This is a genomic window from uncultured Methanobrevibacter sp. (genome assembly GCF_900314615.1).
GTDB lineage: Archaea > Methanobacteriota > Methanobacteria > Methanobacteriales > Methanobacteriaceae > Methanocatella.
Window position 1 is genome coordinate 55,283 of the sequence record NZ_OMWA01000001.1, and the last position, 15,698, is coordinate 70,980.

The 15,698-nt window shown below is 35.2% G+C and carries 22 protein-coding genes; 17 read left to right on the forward strand and 5 right to left on the reverse strand.

Annotated features, from left to right (window positions below):
* The first annotated feature begins 51 nt into the window (after positions 1–51).
* From QZN33_RS00290 to QZN33_RS00325, 8 genes are all read left to right on the forward strand, one after another.
* On the forward strand, positions 52–672 hold the full coding sequence (locus tag QZN33_RS00290; protein WP_296788127.1) for a TetR/AcrR family transcriptional regulator: 621 nt from the start codon (positions 52–54) through the stop codon (positions 670–672).
* Positions 669–1,283 carry a GNAT family N-acetyltransferase gene (locus QZN33_RS00295; RefSeq protein ID WP_296788129.1) on the forward strand — a complete coding sequence of 205 codons (615 nt, stop codon included), beginning with the start codon at positions 669–671 and terminating at the stop codon, positions 1,281–1,283. Before QZN33_RS00290 ends, QZN33_RS00295 begins: the two co-directional genes overlap by 4 nt.
* A 2-nt stretch (positions 1,284–1,285) precedes the next feature.
* Positions 1,286–2,017 (forward strand): flavodoxin family protein, encoded by a 732-nt coding sequence (locus QZN33_RS00300; RefSeq protein ID WP_296788132.1) that lies wholly within the window; start codon positions 1,286–1,288, stop codon positions 2,015–2,017.
* Positions 2,018–2,045: 28 nt separating this feature from the next.
* On the forward strand, positions 2,046–2,429 hold the full coding sequence (locus tag QZN33_RS00305; protein WP_296788135.1) for a putative zinc-binding protein: 384 nt from the start codon (positions 2,046–2,048) through the stop codon (positions 2,427–2,429).
* 24 nt (positions 2,430–2,453) lie between these two features.
* Positions 2,454–2,729 (forward strand): nitroreductase family protein, encoded by a 276-nt coding sequence (locus QZN33_RS00310; RefSeq protein WP_394347036.1) that lies wholly within the window; start codon positions 2,454–2,456, stop codon positions 2,727–2,729.
* Between the two features lie 148 nt (positions 2,730–2,877).
* On the forward strand, positions 2,878–3,609 hold the full coding sequence (locus QZN33_RS00315) for a M15 family metallopeptidase (RefSeq protein WP_296788138.1): 732 nt from the start codon (positions 2,878–2,880) through the stop codon (positions 3,607–3,609).
* Positions 3,610–3,771: 162 nt separating this feature from the next.
* Complete coding sequence (locus QZN33_RS00320) at positions 3,772–5,313, forward strand: phenylalanine--tRNA ligase subunit alpha (protein ID WP_296788141.1); 1,542 nt, start codon at positions 3,772–3,774, stop codon at positions 5,311–5,313.
* Positions 5,313–6,086 carry an exodeoxyribonuclease III gene (locus QZN33_RS00325; protein ID WP_296788144.1) on the forward strand — a complete coding sequence of 258 codons (774 nt, stop codon included), beginning with the start codon at positions 5,313–5,315 and terminating at the stop codon, positions 6,084–6,086. Before QZN33_RS00320 ends, QZN33_RS00325 begins: the two co-directional genes overlap by 1 nt.
* Before the next feature lie 22 nt (positions 6,087–6,108).
* On the opposite strand, the gene QZN33_RS00330 is transcribed toward QZN33_RS00325, so the two are convergent.
* Both QZN33_RS00330 and QZN33_RS00335 read right to left on the reverse strand, forming a co-directional pair.
* Complete coding sequence (locus QZN33_RS00330; protein ID WP_394347037.1) at positions 6,109–6,798, reverse strand: TIGR02253 family HAD-type hydrolase; 690 nt, start codon at positions 6,796–6,798, stop codon at positions 6,109–6,111.
* A 41-nt stretch (positions 6,799–6,839) separates the two neighbouring features.
* A complete protein-coding gene (locus tag QZN33_RS00335) occupies positions 6,840–7,523 on the reverse strand; it encodes a DNA polymerase domain-containing protein (protein ID WP_296788149.1) in 684 nt (227 codons plus the stop codon).
* 192 nt (positions 7,524–7,715) lie between these two features.
* Between QZN33_RS00335 and QZN33_RS00340 the strand changes: the two genes are divergently transcribed.
* The 7 genes from QZN33_RS00340 (at position 7,716) to QZN33_RS00370 (ending at position 11,434) form a co-directional block, all read left to right on the forward strand.
* Positions 7,716–8,063 (forward strand): hypothetical protein, encoded by a 348-nt coding sequence (locus QZN33_RS00340; protein WP_296788151.1) that lies wholly within the window; start codon positions 7,716–7,718, stop codon positions 8,061–8,063.
* 73 nt (positions 8,064–8,136) lie between these two features.
* A complete protein-coding gene (locus QZN33_RS00345; protein ID WP_296788154.1) occupies positions 8,137–8,448 on the forward strand; it encodes a hypothetical protein in 312 nt (103 codons plus the stop codon).
* An 8-nt stretch (positions 8,449–8,456) separates the two neighbouring features.
* A complete protein-coding gene (locus tag QZN33_RS00350; protein WP_296788157.1) occupies positions 8,457–8,693 on the forward strand; it encodes a hypothetical protein in 237 nt (78 codons plus the stop codon).
* Between the two features lie 193 nt (positions 8,694–8,886).
* Entirely contained in the window at positions 8,887–9,261 is a 375-nt protein-coding gene (locus tag QZN33_RS00355) for a 30S ribosomal protein S8e (protein ID WP_296788159.1), read from the forward strand.
* 96 nt (positions 9,262–9,357) lie between these two features.
* Positions 9,358–10,377 carry a hydrogenase expression/formation protein HypE gene (gene hypE, locus QZN33_RS00360; protein WP_296788162.1) on the forward strand — a complete coding sequence of 340 codons (1,020 nt, stop codon included), beginning with the start codon at positions 9,358–9,360 and terminating at the stop codon, positions 10,375–10,377.
* Between the two features lie 9 nt (positions 10,378–10,386).
* Entirely contained in the window at positions 10,387–10,788 is a 402-nt protein-coding gene (locus QZN33_RS00365) for an RDD family protein (RefSeq protein WP_296788168.1), read from the forward strand.
* 7 nt (positions 10,789–10,795) lie between these two features.
* Positions 10,796–11,434, forward strand: a complete 639-nt coding sequence (locus QZN33_RS00370) for a hypothetical protein (protein ID WP_296788171.1) — start codon at positions 10,796–10,798, stop codon at positions 11,432–11,434.
* Here the strand turns inward: QZN33_RS00370 and QZN33_RS00375 are convergent.
* Complete coding sequence (locus QZN33_RS00375; protein WP_296788174.1) at positions 11,431–11,886, reverse strand: thermonuclease family protein; 456 nt, start codon at positions 11,884–11,886, stop codon at positions 11,431–11,433. The genes QZN33_RS00370 and QZN33_RS00375 overlap by 4 nt on opposite strands.
* A 2-nt stretch (positions 11,887–11,888) precedes the next feature.
* Positions 11,889–12,581: a CRISPR-associated protein Cas4 gene (cas4, locus tag QZN33_RS00380; RefSeq protein WP_296788177.1), complete on the reverse strand. Its 693-nt coding sequence runs from the start codon at positions 12,579–12,581 to the stop codon at positions 11,889–11,891.
* Between the two features lie 84 nt (positions 12,582–12,665).
* Between cas4 and QZN33_RS00385 the strand changes: the two genes are divergently transcribed.
* Together QZN33_RS00385 and QZN33_RS00390 are read left to right on the forward strand one after the other, a co-directional pair.
* Complete coding sequence (locus QZN33_RS00385) at positions 12,666–13,532, forward strand: radical SAM protein (protein ID WP_296788182.1); 867 nt, start codon at positions 12,666–12,668, stop codon at positions 13,530–13,532.
* A 21-nt stretch (positions 13,533–13,553) separates the two neighbouring features.
* The gene (locus tag QZN33_RS00390) at positions 13,554–14,837 is read left to right on the forward strand and encodes a DEAD/DEAH box helicase (protein WP_296788186.1); all 1,284 of its coding nucleotides are present in this window, start codon (positions 13,554–13,556) and stop codon (positions 14,835–14,837) included.
* On the opposite strand, the gene QZN33_RS00395 is transcribed toward QZN33_RS00390, so the two are convergent.
* Positions 14,838–15,641, reverse strand: a complete 804-nt coding sequence (locus QZN33_RS00395) for a winged helix-turn-helix transcriptional regulator (protein WP_296788405.1) — start codon at positions 15,639–15,641, stop codon at positions 14,838–14,840.
* Positions 15,642–15,698 lie beyond the last annotated feature (57 nt).

A 15,698-nucleotide genomic window follows, 5' to 3' on the forward strand; every position in this document is an offset into this window, starting at 1 on the left:
TTAAACTAACAACCGTTAGTTTTATATGATATAACTAACAACTGTTAGTTAATGAAGATTAATAACAGAGATAAAATTTTTGATGTTTCAGTTGATTTGTTCTCAAAATACGGTTATGATGCTGTTTCCATTCGTCGGATTGCAGGTGAAGTCGGAATAAAGGAAAGCTCAATATACAATCACTACAAATGTAAGGAATCCATTTTGGATGCAATTCTTGAATACTATATTTCAAAAATGACAAGCGATGAGATTCCGCTTTCAAAAGCCGCTGAAAACCTTGATGTTGGCATTGATTTTTTTTATAATACTGGTCTGGAACTGTATAAATCAAAGCTGTGCGAACCTCAAATGATGAAGATAACAAGAATTATTCTTGTTGAAGCCTATCATAATGAAAAAATCAGAGATTTTGTAAAAAATGCAATGATTGCCGGACCGATTAACGGCTGGATGGATTTATTTGATTTGATGAAAATGAAAGGTTTAATCCGCAAAGACTCTGATTCCAGACATCTCGCCGAATCATTCTATTATTATGGGCTGTTTTTGATGATAGAACATTTCATTGTAAATTATCCTGAAGATGATGGTGTTTTTCTTGAAAGACTTGGTGAAAAATCACAGCTTCAAATGGAACTTATTTTTAATTCTGTAAGGGAGATAAAATGATTAAAATAAGACCTGAAAATGAAAATGATTATGATGATGTGGAAATACTGGTTAGAAACTCTTTCTGGAATGTATATCGTCCGGGAGCTTATGAACATTATATTGTCCATAATCTAAGAAGTGATGATAGTTTTATAGAAGATTTAGCATATGTTATGGAAATTGATGGCGAAATTGTGGGTCATATCAATTATTCATGGGGTTTCATGGAATACGAAAATGAAAGTATGCCTGCAGCAGTGTTGGGTCCTCTTTCAGTTGATGAAAATCATCAAAACCAGGGTTTAGGTTCAAAATTAATCAGATACACATTAAATCTTGCTGAAAGAGAAAATATTCCCTTTGTTTTTGTAATAGGCGATGAAAATTATTATCATAGATTCGGTTTTGAAAGTGCCTCGAAATATGAAATCTTTCTTGATGGGACTGACAGCGATGATGAATGTCCTTTTTTTATGATTAAAGTCTTTGATGAGAACAAATTAAAAAATAAGGGAATATTCCATAATCCTGATGTTTTTAACTTGAATCAATGTGATGTTGATGAATTTGATAAAAATTTTGAATTTAAAGAGAAATTAGTTCTTGAATCTCAATTGGGGGAATTATAGTTATGAAATATGTAATAATCAATGGGTCACCTAGAAAGAAAAATACCTGTGCCGTAATTAAACAAATCAAATCCAATCTTGAAGGGGAGTTTGAAGAAATTAACTTACAAAAGGAAAAGATTCCATTATGTCTGGGATGTTATAACTGCATAGTTAAAGGAGAGGAGTACTGTCCTCATGCTGATAAAATTGCTCCTATAGTTGAAAAGATAAATGAATGTGACGGAATAATTTTAGGTTCACCGGTCTATGCAATGAATGTAACAGCACTTCTCAAAAACTTCTTTGACCATACTGCCTATTTTTTCCACAGACCTCAATTTTTTACAAAAAAGGCAATAGTGGTCGTTACCACTGCCGGTGCAGGCCATAAAAAGGTAGCAAAATATATTGATGAGACATTAAGGCATTGGGGTGTAAATAAGGTGTATAAAATTGCAATGGCCTGTGGCGGAAAGGAAACTCTGGAGACAGAAGAGATAGATAAAGTCTCTAAAAAGTTTTCTAATGATGTAACATCAAATAAGATTTATTCTCCCAAATTTGGAGATATATTGTTTTTTGATGTGTGGAAGGTTATGGCAAAATCAGACAATCCTATCAAGGCGGATGCGGAATATTGGAATGAAACAGGTTTGATAAATGAGGATTTTTCACCTGACGTTAAATTGAATTTCATAAAAAAAGGATTTTCAAAACTAATGTTTTTTATATTGAAAAGAGCAATAAAATGATTATATAACATTTTGGGGTTGAAAATTCATGGCTGAAAAAATTGCTTTAGCACCTTGCAACGGCATGAGCGCAAACGGACTTGTATCCCGCGTAGCGGTTGGTGACTGCAAAAAAGAAAATGATAATGCAATATCAATATGTATGGGCTCGACATCAGCGGATATCGAAGGTAAAAACAATGAAATGCTTAAAAAGTATCCTATTGTTGCCGTAAACGGATGTCCCAACGGATGTGTGAATAAGATTTTAAAAAATAAGGGAATTGATGTGGGCTACACAATTGCTGTTGATGAAATTTTAAAAGACTATGATGTATCTGCAAAAGATCCTTTCAGATTAGACACAGAAGCCGAAGAATGTGTAAAAATAATCAAGGAAGAATTAAATAAAACGATTGAAAATTTAATGTGATTTTTAATTAATTCTCCTGCTGTTGTGTATTTTACTCTTCCAAAAGACCACACTCAATGGTCAATATATGACTTAGGTGGTTTTGGAATGAGTTTAATGCTGGCAGCAACTGATTTAGGTGTAGATTCAATCCCTGCATATGAACTTGTAAAATATCCATATATTTTAAGGGATAATCTCCCAATTCCTGAAGATGAAGATATTATTATGGGTATTGCTTTAGGATATGAGTCTGACGAACACATCAACACCTACGAATCCCCTAGATTGGATTTAGATGAAATTTTAAAAATAAATTAAATACTTTTTTTCTTTCTTTTCTTTTTTTTAGTTCAATATTTATACTTTTTTTGAACATATATTTTATTACGATTTAATAATTGGCAGAGTAATTTTTCATAATTTTGAACAGTTACTTAAATTGTAATTGCCAGTTGGGAGTAAAAAAATGAAGCGTAAACTTTTGATAACCTTTTTAATGGTGATATTGGCATTCTGTTTTTTAACTGCCGGTTTCAGTCAGAATTCTGATGAAAATTTAAAGTTTTCAAATGATTCATCTGATTTTGTGGTGGTTAATGATGTTGTACCTGATGTTATTATTGAAATAAGATATTACTCAACTTATAATTTCGTCGGTGACCGTATCGATGGATATGAACAGCCTACTGCACTTTTAACCAAAGAGGCTGCAGATGCTCTTAAGCAGGTCAGTGATGAGCTGAAATCTAAAGGCTATCGCTTAAAAATATATGATGCATACCGCCCGCAAATGGCCGTCAATCATTTTGAAAAATGGGCTAAAGACACTGGGGATGTTCGCATGAAAGATTATTTCTATCCTGAACTTGATAAGTCAGTATTGTTTGATCAGGGATATATCTTAAATCATTCAGGACACAGCAGAGGAAGTACTGTTGATTTAACTCTCTTTGATGAAAAGACAGGAAAGGAACTTGATATGGGAGGCACTTTTGATTATTTCGGTCAGCGCAGTCATCCTGATTACAAGAATATCACTGATGAGCAGTATAATAATCGTATGATACTTCGTCAGGCAATGATGAATCATGGTTTTGAACCTTTAGATGAGGAATGGTGGCATTTTACACTTAAAAACGAACCTTATCCGGATACATATTTCACTTTTCCGGTTAGCGAAGATTCTGTTTCAAGATAGATTATAACCTCTTCAATGAGGTTAATTATTTTTTTTTAACCTTTTTTTACATAATTTCTATATTTTCCCAAAACTTTTCCATTGTTTTTGAATTATCATTATCTTTATAAATAGATTTGAACATATATTATTATATTATAATTAATATATTATGGTGTTTAAATGAGTGAGGATATTAAAAAAACCATTAGTGAATTGCATATTTATGAAAAGAAACTTTTAAAAGAATTAGGAGATAATCCGGGCATTACTCCACAGCGCATTGCTTTAAATACTGATATGGACATCAAATCAGTCATGAGTGCGGCAGGTTCTCTTGCATCCAAGGACATTATAGAAATGCGCAAGGATGTTGAAAAAATTTATTCCCTGACAAAAGACGGGGAAAAATATGCTAAACAGGGTCTTCCTGAACGTAAAATATTAAACGCTCTTGCTGTTAAAAAACAAATCGCAATGAAAGATTTGGCTGATGAAGCAGGCATTGATAAAAAAGAAACAGGAATTGCTCTTGGATGGCTTCGCCAGAAAAACTGGGCTCAGATTGACAAAGGAGTACTCAACATTACCGATATAGGTAAGGAATTTGCAGACAAAGCAAGTGTTGATGAAGAGGTACTGGAGTACCTTAAGGCAAATGCTGATGGAGTTAAACTTTTTGCTGATGATTTAAAAGAAGGTTTTAAAAAATTAACCGGTAGGAAAAATATATTAAATATTAAAAAAGAGACCTCACACTCTTTTAAACTCCTTCCTAAAGGTGAAGCTATTTTAAAAGAAGGCTTTACAATCAAAGAACAGGCTACTCAATTAACACACCAGCAGTTAAAAGAAGGTGAATGGAAAAGCCTGGAATACCGTCCTTATGATATCAATGCTGAAGCTCCTGTTGTTTTTGCAGGTAAAAAACACCCGTTAAGAGTAATCATTGATGAGATAAGAGATATCTTTTTGGATATGGGGTTTCTGGAAGACAACGGGGAATATGTTGAATCTGCATTCTGGAACTTTGATTCACTTTTCCAGCCACAGGACCATGCTGCCCGTGAGATGCAGGATACATTCTACCTTAAAAATCCTTTAACATGTGATTTGCCTGATGATGATCTGGTTAAATTAACAGCTGAAACTCATGAAACCGGTGCAGATACCGGTTCTATCGGATGGCAATATAAATGGAGTGAAGACATTGCACGCCAAAGCGTTTTAAGAACACACACTACTGGAATTTCCACAAAACACTTATTTGAACATGAACCTCCAATCAAAATGTTTTCCGTTGGAAGAGTATTCAGAAGAGAAACTTTCGACTACAAACACTTGCCGGAATTCCATCAGGTTGAAGGACTTGTCTGCGGTGAAGGAATAAGCTATCAGAATCTTTTAGGTATCTTAAAAGAGTTCTATAAAAAATTAGGTTTCGAAGTAAGATTCAGACCTGCTTACTTCCCGTACACATATCTCTCCACTGAAAGTGAAATCTATCTTGAAGAAAAAGGAAGCTGGATTGAACTTGGTGGTGCTGGAATGTTTAGACCAGAAGTATTGAAACCTTTAGGTATCAACCAGCCTGCACTTGCTTTTGGTATGGGTATTGAAAGGCTTGCAATGATAAGATACGATGTGGAAGACATCCGTATGCTTTACAAAAGTGATATCAAATGGCTTCGTGAACTGCCTGTATCAAGAGGAGTCGAATTATAATGTCAATCAAGCTGGTTTCTTGGAATGTTAACGGAATCAGGGCAGTTTCCAAAAAGGATGAATTTTGGGACTGGTTTGAAAATACTGACGCTGACATTATCAACTTTCAGGAAGTAAGAGCAACTCAGGATAAGATTCCTAAGAAATTGGCTGACGTTGAAGGATTTCATCAGCACTTCAATGAAGCTGAAAAGAAAGGATACAGCGGTGTTGGAACATACTCAAAAATTGAACCTTTAAGCGTAACTCGGGGTCTTGGAGTTGAAGAGCTTGACAGTGAAGGAAGAGTGCTGAAAATCGAGTATCCTGACTTTATCCTATACAATATTTATTTCCCGAACAGTGGAATGAATGCCAAAAGACTTGATTTCAAAGTTGATTTCTGCAATGCACTTCTCAAACAGTTGGTAGAACTTAAAGAGGAAGGCAAAAACATTGTTATCACAGGAGACTATAACATCGCTCACAATCCGATTGATGTTTATAATCCTAAAAACTGTGAAGGAAAATCCGGGTATCTGCCTGAAGAACGTGCATGGCTGGATGAGCTGGAAGAGGCAGGTTTTGTAGACACCTTCAGAATCTTTGATGAAGGCGAAAACAACTTTACATGGTGGAGCTATAGAACCCGTGCACGTGAAAGGAATGCCGGTTGGAGACTGGACTACTTTTATGTCAACGAAGAAATTAAGGATAATGTAAAATCAGCTGAGATATTGGCTGATATCTATGGTTCTGACCACTGTCCTGTCACTTTAGAACTTGAATTTTAAAAAAATAGTTGATTTTTGGTGATTATAATATTGTATTAACGTCACCAATATCTTCAATAATTGTAATATCTAATTTTTCCTGTTTGATGTATTCCCGGTCTTCTTCTGTTACATCAGAATTTACAAGAATTGCACTTAATCCTGCATTGACCGCTCCAAGAGCATCTGCCTTGAATTTATTTCCAATCATTACTGATTTTTCAGGATTTCCATTCATTTTTCTAAGGGCAACATCAAAAATAAGTTTATTCGGCTTTTCCTGACCAACCTCTTCGGAAGTAATTACTTCATCAAAAAATGAGTAGATGTTGAGCCTTACAAGTTTTTCCCATTGCTTTATGGTAATACCGTTTGAAATGACTGCAAGACGATAACCCTGACTTTTCAGATAAATCAATGTATTGATAGTTTCAGAAAATGGTCTTAAAAGCGCCATTTTAACATTGTGGTATGTGGTCATTCCAAGTGCAACAAGCATAGGATCTTCATGGCCCAGAACAACCTGGGTTAACATATTGAAATGCTTACCATAATTTGATCCTTTTTCACGAATAATAGTTTTTAAAACTCCGTATGCTTCATCTTTATCAAGCGGCAGTCCATTATCAACCATCAAACCGATAGCTGCTTTTCTTGCAGTTTCAGCAAAATCTGTTGTGTCCAATAATGTTCCGTCTATATCAAAGAAAACCACACGGTCATCATCGTTCATCATATAAATCTAATTATAATTTTAAAAATATTTAAATTTTTTTAGAAGAATGCATCCAGACTCTGCTGGACTTCTCCACGTGCCATATCTTCAAGGTCTCTTCTTGTGTATCCGAAGGCATACATGATTCTCTCAACTGCAGGTATCAGCTGGTTGTTGATATAATAGTCCTTGTCATATGCATATCCTTCACTGTATTCATATGGTACGGCACGCTGGCTGATAGATCCTTTTCCTTTAACGATTATATACTGTATGATGGTTCCTCTTGTTACTTTAATGCCATGTTCCTCGATTTTCCTTGCAGCAACAACATGGGGTCCGACCTGTTTGTACTGGTCAAGAGGTTTGGTAATCTGGGTGTGAATAATCAGTTCCTTGTTTTCAACATCACCCTTTTTGATTCTTTTAAGGACTTTTTTTACAGCTTTAATGGCCTTGTCAGAATCCCCCTCTTTTAAAATTGCCATTAAAACTTCTTCCTGTGTTTTTTTAACAATAGGAGCCCAGTCTCTTCTAACAAGCTCAAGACCTTTTGCTATAATCTCTCCGTCTTCGATAACTGCATATCTTTTTTTGCTTACGAAAAATCCTCTTCTGTAGAATCCTTCATATTCAAGTTCCATGCTTTCGGGAAGTGTTGAATTGAGATAAGTTAAAAACTTTTGAGCTTGGGCTTTAATTTCCGCTTCAAGAGCAATTTGTTCGGGGCTTTCACTGACCAATTTTTACACCTGTTTAATAGTATATCGCTTGGTGTTAATATTCTTTTGTGAGGGCAATTTTACAGACTAATAACAATTTTATTGCCCTGAAATCACTTAATTTAGGTTAAAAATACTCAATATTACTTCTCAAATGCTCTTGGACTTTTAATATATGTTATGTTGTATATAGTATGGTATGGAGTTGATAACATGAAAAAGGAAAGATTAATTTCGAGTTACGATGAGCTCAACGATACATTCGTTGGCAAAATCGACGGCAAAAACGGATATAGTGCAAACTACTGCATTTCCGAAGGTATTTTTTTGAATATGGACAAGAATAACATGCCAACTTCAGTTTTAGTTGATAAAGCATCTGAAGTATTCAATGTATCCAAAAAATGTCTGGAAAGTGCAAACGTTCAGATAGGCATAATATGTGACGGAGACTGCCTGTCATTCAAAATGTTCGTTGAAGATTCCAATATCTGCTCTTTAAGATGCAAAAACAGTTTCGGAATCCCAAATTTGAACTTTCTTGTAGATTGTAACATTTAGTTACATCTTCCTTATTTTTTTTTTAAATAACTTTTAAATAGGATTAACAATAATGATTAATTAGAGTGATATCATGGATAATGAAAAAATCAATATTGATTCTGCTGATGAAATTGTTATTGTTGTACCTGAAGAATCTATCAAGGATGGAGAAATTGAAATAGATTTGGATGAGCTTGGAATTGATGTTGAATCATTAGGTGAAAACGTCAATATCGTAATTCAGGTTGAAGGCGAAGAAGACGGTGATCTGGTATTGGATGACGGCACAGAGGTTGTAATATTCGATGAAGACGATGATGATGAAATCACCGAGCCGAATGAATGGTATTTTGATGATGACCCTTATGAAATTGTTTATTATGAATTCCCTGATTTTGATTAGGTGGTAGTGTGGAAGAAATACCATATTATGTTTATGATGAAGATGAAAAATCCCACAAAATGTCTGAAAATGGTGAAGCCTACATTGATGATGAAGATTTAAGGCAACTGCTTTTGGACTACCTTGGAGATAAGGTTTCAGAAGAGGAAATTCAAAAAATCCTAAAAGCGGCTTCTGATGAGAACCTTTCCGAAGAGGATTTTGATAAACTCCTTGATGAATTTATTTCATCTCACAAATCCTGATTTTTACTATTTTTTGCTGAAAAATAAAACATTTATATATAATGATAAATTAATATTTAATTATCATTATTCTTTAAGGCTCTTTTTTGCTCTCAAAAATTAAACTATTATTAATCTTGCAAATAGCTTTAATTGAAAAGAGACTTAAAGGCTGCGATTATTATATTATTAATTATATTTATTAGGTGAAATAATGGCAATTTCTCAAGGAAAATCAACTAGAAGTCCATCCGGTGCAAGAAATGTTGCAAACCGTGGAAAAAGGAAATCCGAATTAGGAAGAGACCCAGCTGAAACTAGGTTAGATGAAAAAAAATTAAGAAAAATCAGAACCCGTGGCGGAAACGAAAAACTAAGATTAGCTTCCGGTAACAAAATCAACGTTACAGATGCTAATGGTAAAACCCAAGTAGTCGACATTCTTGGGGTAGTAGAAAACACCGCAAACCCTAACTACGTAAGAAGGAACATCATTACCAAAGGGGCTATTGTAGAAACTCCGGAAGGTAATGCAAAAGTTACATCTAGACCTGGTCAAGATGGTATTATCAACGGAATTTTAATTTAATTCCACTCTTTTTTTCTATTTTTTTTAACTAAATTAACTAAAATTATATACTTGTTTTAATAAATTATTATATTGATAATTAATTTAGGAGATATAATGTCAGACGATAAAATTAGTATGAATCATGGTGCTGGCGGAGAAGTTATGGCAAATTTAATTGCCAGCACAATATTGGATAATATCACTAAAAAAAGCGTAAATGGTGGAATTAGCTTAGATGCATTAGATGATGGAGCTTCCATTCCTTTAGATGACTGGGAAATTGTTATGACCACTGATGGTCACACAATCGATCCGTTGTTTTTCCCTGGCGGAGACATTGGTAGAATTTCCGCAGCAGGAACAATAAATGATGTTTCTGTAATGGGTGCACGTCCTCTTGCTATTTCCAATGCAATCATTATGCAGGAAGGATTTCCAATAGATGATCTGGATAAAATCATAAAATCCCTGAATGAAACCTGTCAGGAAGTTGATGTGGCTGTAATCACAGGAGATACCAAAGTAATGCCTCAGGATAAAATCGATGGAATTGTAATGGTAACCACCGGTATAGGTATAGCTAAAAAAGGTGAAGTGATTCGTGACTCAACATTGGAGGTCGGTGATAAAATCATTGTCACAGGAAGTTTAGGTGACCACGGAATGAGTTTGATGTCATTCAGGGAAGGATTCGGTTTTGACACTGATTTGAAATCTGATGTTGCTCCAATGTGGAATATTATCAAAAAAGCATTAGATATCGGGGGAGTTACTGCTATGAAAGACCCTACTCGTGGAGGATTTGCAAATGCAATCAATGAAATGGCTTCAAAAGCAGGAGTTGGTGTCGTCCTTGAACAGGATGCAATTCCTATCAGAGAAGAGGTTCATGCAGTATCTGAAATGTTAGGCATAGATCCGTTTGAAGTAGCTAATGAAGGTAAAGTTGTAATGGGAGTTAAAGCCGATAAGGCTGAAGAAATCCTTGAAGCCATCAAAGGCGAAAAATATGGTGAAAATGCAGCTATAATCGGCGAAGTGGTTGAAGGAGATTATGTTGTAGTCAACACTCCTATTGGCGGTGAAAGAATTCTCGAAGCACCTATCGCTGACCCGGTTCCTAGAGTATGTTAAGGTGATAAAATGGCATCAGTTTTTTCCAGAAGAATATTTGCATACATAATTGACTTCTTTATAGTATCTGCAGTAATGGCAATAATTTCATATTTGCTGTCCCTGACAATAAATCCTACAGAAATTTCTTCAGTATATGCATATTTCCCTTATATAGCTCCTGTTTTAGGATTCTTTTACTTTGTCCTTTGTGAAAAAGCTAAAGGAGCAACTGTAGGTAAAGCATTACTTTATCTTGAAGTAAGGTCTAAAAACGGTTCATATATGAATTGGGCACAGGCTATCGTACGTAATGTCACTAAAATATACTGGATACCAATCATCTTCGATTGGCTAATCGGCAGAATAATGAACACTGACAGACTGTTTGGTAATATTACACGTACTGTCGTTGTTAACGCTATAAATTAAGAGTATTATGATAAAAAAGGTTCAAGTTCTTTGGTACTTAAATAAGGAAGATTTAGAAAACTATTGTATTGATTTCAAGGAATATAAATCCCATAAGCTTGACGGATATGAAATCTGTGATGTTGATGAGGATTTAATCTTTGATTTGTGTGATAGAGACCCTGATAGACTTGAACCGATCGGTTATTTTAAAAACGTTAAAGAAATTGAGAACTATGTCTCTGACACCATCACAAATAATGAGTATGAGCTTGACATAGATTCTCCCGAGCTTAAAGAAAAAATAAAAACTGCCTGTGAAAATATCGAATTTTCAGGCGAGGACTACTACATCTCTATAGGTTCTGGTCTTGGAGATGAGGATATAAAAATAGCCGGTTGGTTTGATGCACTGAGACGGGAGTACAATAGTGCTTCTAAAGATAATGTGTGGATTTTGGCCGTTACAGGCTATGATCCTTATGAGTTGTCTTTAACCGGCAGAACATTGTCATATGTTCTTGCAGACATTTTAAATTTAAATGAATCATCACTTGATAATCTCATCCCGAATAAGGGCAGAATAAGCGTTGAAGAATGGAATGAGATTTTAGAAAAAGTATACAAGAAAAATAAAATTTATTTAGGTTTAAACAGGGTAATTTAAACTTCACCCTTTTTAAACTCACTTGGTTCGAAATAAGATATTTCAGCTAGTTTCTGGTCAATCAGCTCTTTGTTTACATCTGTTGTATCAGTGTATACAATAGCCAATGTCCTTCCGTATCTGTCCTGTGGCTGCTTATCGTCAATATCAAGATAAACTGTTTTTCCAAGGCATGCATCCTTGACGAATTTTTCCGCATTGCTGTTTGTTGCATCTGTTTTTATCTGTGTCAGCTGGACTCTGCCCACTCCGTAAACCTGAATGGTATTGCCGTCAATGACATCGACGCATTTGCCTGCATTGTCATAGTGCACTGTTTTCCCGCCAATAGTAAGGCTTCCGCTTTTCTTTTCAATGCTGTTTGAATCAGCTAAAAGCGCATTGGCTATTGTAAGGCCGATTGTTACTAAAAAGATTATCAGCAGTATAATGGATATTTTCTGTTTGTTCATGATTATTCTTTCTTGTAGTGTTCACAGTAACGTTTGTATCTGCAGGATCTGCATTTGTTTGCGTTTTTGGTTGGAACGAACGGTTTTGTTCCGTCAAGAAGTCCCTGCATTCTCTCAATTGTGAATTTGATTTCCTTTTCCACTTCAGGTGTGAATATTTCAATCCAGAACAGGTTGTCGGTTCCTCTTTCTCTTAATGCTGCTTTCATTTTCCTTTCATCGCCAGTCATGCTTTTAAATGCAAGGCAGTATGCTCTGACCTGGTTCATTGTGGATATATATGGTGTACGTCCAGGTTTGTCATCGATTATCACGATTTCATCAGGTTTCATCCATATTTCATCGATGTGGCCTCTTATTCCGTATTCTGGAGCTATTACAAAGACTTCCCTTGACATTGATGCATCAGTTTTTGACGCTTCAACTGCATCTTCAAATGTTGAAGGTGTTGAGTCTTGTTTGAAGATGTCTTCAAGCTGGTGGTGGATGTCGCTTCCATGTGTCATTTCAGGTGTGGATGGTGTTTCTATACCTTTCATGTATTCGAGATATATCTGGTATTCACAATATCCTTGCTGATTCAACCAGCTGATTGGGAAATTGTTTTTACCTTCGATTATTTGAACACCTTTAATGTCAGGATGCTGTTTGCTTTCATATTCTTTTTCATATCCAGTAATGTTTTTTTGTTCCATAATTAGATTTTGTCATTTTAAATACTTATTACTTGTCATGCGCTCTGTGAGATTTTAAATACAAAGTAATCTAAAAGTAATCTCATGCATTATGTCACATCCAAAAGCATACTGTCCAAAGACAACGGAATGAATCTCTACAGAGGATGCACCCACGGATGCATCTACTGTGATTCAAGAAGCGATGTCTATAACATGGACCATGACTTTGAAGATATAGAGGTTAAGCAGAATTCCCTGGAACTTCTTAAAAAGGAGCTAATCAAAAAAACGCCGTCAATGATTGGAACAGGTGCAATGACAGATCCTTACGTTCCTCTTGAAGGCCATCTTAAATATCTGCGAAGGGCACTGGAGATGATATATAAATACGGATTCGGATTTACATGCATCACCAAATCAGACCTGGTTTTAAGGGATCTGGATTTGCTTTTGAAAATCAATGAAAAATCTAAGGCGGTAGTTCAGATGACTCTGACTACATCAGATGATGATTTGTCTAGCATACTGGAGCCAAATGTCTGCACTACTTCACGGCGTGTTGATGTCCTAAAAAAGCTGAGTGATGCCGGAATTCCAACAATCGTGTGGTTGTGTCCGATTCTTCCATACATTAACGACACCGAAGATAATATTGGCCGGATTATAGATTACTGCATTGAATCGAATGTTAAAGGAATACTGTGCTTTGGAATGGGCTTGACATTAAGGGACGGCAACAGAGAGTATTTCTACTCAAAGCTTGATGAAAATTTCCCCGGCCTCAAAGAGACCTACATTAAAAAATATGCAAACTCTTATTCCCTTCCAAGTCCCGATGAGGGCAAACTCATGGACATTTTCAAAAAAAGAACTTCTGCCAATGGAATTTTAAACGATCCTGATGAAATATTCAGGTATCTTCATGAATTTCCCGAGAAAACCTACCAGTCCACCTTAAATTTTAAATAGCTATTTTTTAAAATATTAATAATGATGAATTTTGATGATTTTAACATTTCAGATGAAATTAAAAATGCCATCGGCGATATGGGCTTTGAAAAGACCACTCCAATTCAGGAAATGGCAATTCCTCTTGGATTGGCGGGAAGAGATATTACCGGCCAGGCACAAACAGGTTCCGGAAAAACAATTGCCTTTGCAATACCTGTTCTTGAAAAGCTGTTTATTCCAGACAGATCTCCTCAATCAATTATCCTATGTCCCACCAGGGAGCTTTGCCTTCAGGTAGCCGATGAGATTTCCAAACTCGGCAAATATGTCAAAAAACTTAAGGTACTTGCAGTTTACGGCGGTCAGCCAATAGGAAAGCAGACAAGAGTTCTTAAAAAAGGAGTTCATATTGTTGTCGGCACTCCAGGTCGGGTAATTGATCATATCGAACGTGGAAACCTTAACCTTATTGGAGTTGAAAGTGTTGTTCTTGATGAAGCAGATGAAATGTTGGATATGGGATTTAGGGATGATATTGAAACAATACTTAAAAGTACTCCTCGCCAAAGACAGACTATGCTTTTTTCAGCTACAATGCCAACAGAAATCAGAAAAATAGCCAAAAATTATCAGAATAATCCTAAATTTATAAAAGTTTCCAACAAAAAGGAAAACATTCCAAAAATCACACAGCACGCCTTCATGACAAATCACAAATATAAGTTTGATGACTTGACAAAATTATTTGAAGTATATGCCATAAAATCAGCGCTTATATTCTGCAATACCAAAAAAGGAGTTGATTTTGTTTTTAAACGCCTGAAAAAGAATGGCTATTCATCAGAAGCTTTGCATGGAGACATGACTCAGAAGACCCGTGACAGGGTAATGAACAAGTTTCGAAACGGAAATGTCAGTTTCCTGGTTGCAACCGATGTGGCTGCCCGTGGTCTTGACATCTCAAATCTTGATTTTATTGTCAACTATGACGTTGCCCAGAACTATGATTCATATATCCACAGAATCGGCAGAACTGCCCGTGCAGGAAAAAGCGGCTGTGCTTTAACATTGGTTTCAAAAGAAGATTTTGCAAACTTTAACAATATCAATAAGCAAAGCAAAGGCAAAATCACACAAAAGAAAATTCCCAGTGATGCAGAAATTGAAAACATTAAATTAAATCGAATTTTGGATGATTCATTAAATTCAATTAAAATTGATAATTTAGAAAAATATATTAAAATAATAAAAAAGAAGTCTTCTGCAGATATTTCTTCTGAGAAAATAGCTGCAGCATTATTAAGGAAATTGGGTGAAAATTAATTATTTTCCACCATCAATAATATTGTATTTGATTTTTTCGTTCTCTAGCTCTCTTGTAAACGCTTTGCTCATATCTCCAACGCAAATTGCAAGAACATTTAAGCCTTTACGTGCCGCATTTGCACTTGCTTGAGGAGCAGCAAACTCAATATCAATTGGTAAGCCTAATTTTTTAACTACTGCACGTGAAACAGTACCTGCAACAGCAACTTTATCAATAGGTTTTCCAGTATTTGTTCCTTTGTCATAGACATTTTTAATGAGGTCTAAATCACATGATTTTGATCCTCCGTCTTTTATTGTTGGAACATTAATTACTGTCACTTCACCAACAGCCATGTCAATAATACCTGTCAAATTGGTTAGTGCTACGTCCATATTCGCTTCAGCATCGTCTAAAACAACACCGGTAGCATTTTCTTCTTTTTTATGAGCGTATAATACTCCATTTTCCATGAATAATCCAACGATGTCATCTTTTTTAAGTTCTTCTTTTGCAATCGCTGGCCAAATGGTTTTATAATGATTCATGGTTTCTAAAACAGAATCAGAGTATTTCCTTAAACTTATAGCATCCTTTTTAACTTTATCTATACCAGATTGAGTTATTTTGTAAGGGGACCTTCCATCTTTGGAGGTTATGTATCCAAGTTCAATTAAGGTCTTGATATTCTCAGATACTGCTTGTATGGTTATTCCTAGTTTTTCAGCCAAATCTTTTTGTTTGAGATGCGGGTCCTGCTTTGAAATTTCACTTAAAATTTGAAAATGGGTAAGTGCACCTCTTTTTTTAAATGCTTTCATCATTTTCATTCCTCAATTATACTTGATTAATATATATTTTTAAACTTATTATATATA

What these genes read in the sequence shown, in the direction of transcription:
- QZN33_RS00290 (WP_296788127.1), top strand. Translation starts at nt 52, where the DNA reads ATGAAGATTAATAACAGAGATAAAATTTTTGATGTTTCAGTTGATTTG.
- QZN33_RS00295 (WP_296788129.1), top strand. Translation starts at nt 669, where the DNA reads ATGATTAAAATAAGACCTGAAAATGAAAATGATTATGATGATGTGGAA.
- QZN33_RS00300 (WP_296788132.1), top strand. Translation starts at nt 1,286, where the DNA reads ATGAAATATGTAATAATCAATGGGTCACCTAGAAAGAAAAATACCTGT.
- QZN33_RS00305 (WP_296788135.1), top strand. Translation starts at nt 2,046, where the DNA reads ATGGCTGAAAAAATTGCTTTAGCACCTTGCAACGGCATGAGCGCAAAC.
- QZN33_RS00315 (WP_296788138.1), top strand. Translation starts at nt 2,878, where the DNA reads ATGAAGCGTAAACTTTTGATAACCTTTTTAATGGTGATATTGGCATTC.
- QZN33_RS00320 (WP_296788141.1), top strand. Translation starts at nt 3,772, where the DNA reads ATGAGTGAGGATATTAAAAAAACCATTAGTGAATTGCATATTTATGAA.
- QZN33_RS00325 (WP_296788144.1), top strand. Translation starts at nt 5,313, where the DNA reads ATGTCAATCAAGCTGGTTTCTTGGAATGTTAACGGAATCAGGGCAGTT.
- QZN33_RS00330 (WP_394347037.1), bottom strand. Translation starts at nt 6,798, where the DNA reads ATGAACGATGATGACCGTGTGGTTTTCTTTGATATAGACGGAACATTA.
- QZN33_RS00340 (WP_296788151.1), top strand. Translation starts at nt 7,716, where the DNA reads ATGAAAAAGGAAAGATTAATTTCGAGTTACGATGAGCTCAACGATACA.
- QZN33_RS00345 (WP_296788154.1), top strand. Translation starts at nt 8,137, where the DNA reads ATGGATAATGAAAAAATCAATATTGATTCTGCTGATGAAATTGTTATT.
- QZN33_RS00355 (WP_296788159.1), top strand. Translation starts at nt 8,887, where the DNA reads ATGGCAATTTCTCAAGGAAAATCAACTAGAAGTCCATCCGGTGCAAGA.
- hypE (WP_296788162.1), top strand. Translation starts at nt 9,358, where the DNA reads ATGTCAGACGATAAAATTAGTATGAATCATGGTGCTGGCGGAGAAGTT.
- QZN33_RS00365 (WP_296788168.1), top strand. Translation starts at nt 10,387, where the DNA reads ATGGCATCAGTTTTTTCCAGAAGAATATTTGCATACATAATTGACTTC.
- QZN33_RS00370 (WP_296788171.1), top strand. Translation starts at nt 10,796, where the DNA reads ATGATAAAAAAGGTTCAAGTTCTTTGGTACTTAAATAAGGAAGATTTA.
- QZN33_RS00375 (WP_296788174.1), bottom strand. Translation starts at nt 11,886, where the DNA reads ATGAACAAACAGAAAATATCCATTATACTGCTGATAATCTTTTTAGTA.
- cas4 (WP_296788177.1), bottom strand. Translation starts at nt 12,581, where the DNA reads ATGGAACAAAAAAACATTACTGGATATGAAAAAGAATATGAAAGCAAA.
- QZN33_RS00385 (WP_296788182.1), top strand. Translation starts at nt 12,666, where the DNA reads ATGCATTATGTCACATCCAAAAGCATACTGTCCAAAGACAACGGAATG.
- QZN33_RS00390 (WP_296788186.1), top strand. Translation starts at nt 13,554, where the DNA reads ATGATGAATTTTGATGATTTTAACATTTCAGATGAAATTAAAAATGCC.
- QZN33_RS00395 (WP_296788405.1), bottom strand. Translation starts at nt 15,641, where the DNA reads ATGAAAGCATTTAAAAAAAGAGGTGCACTTACCCATTTTCAAATTTTA.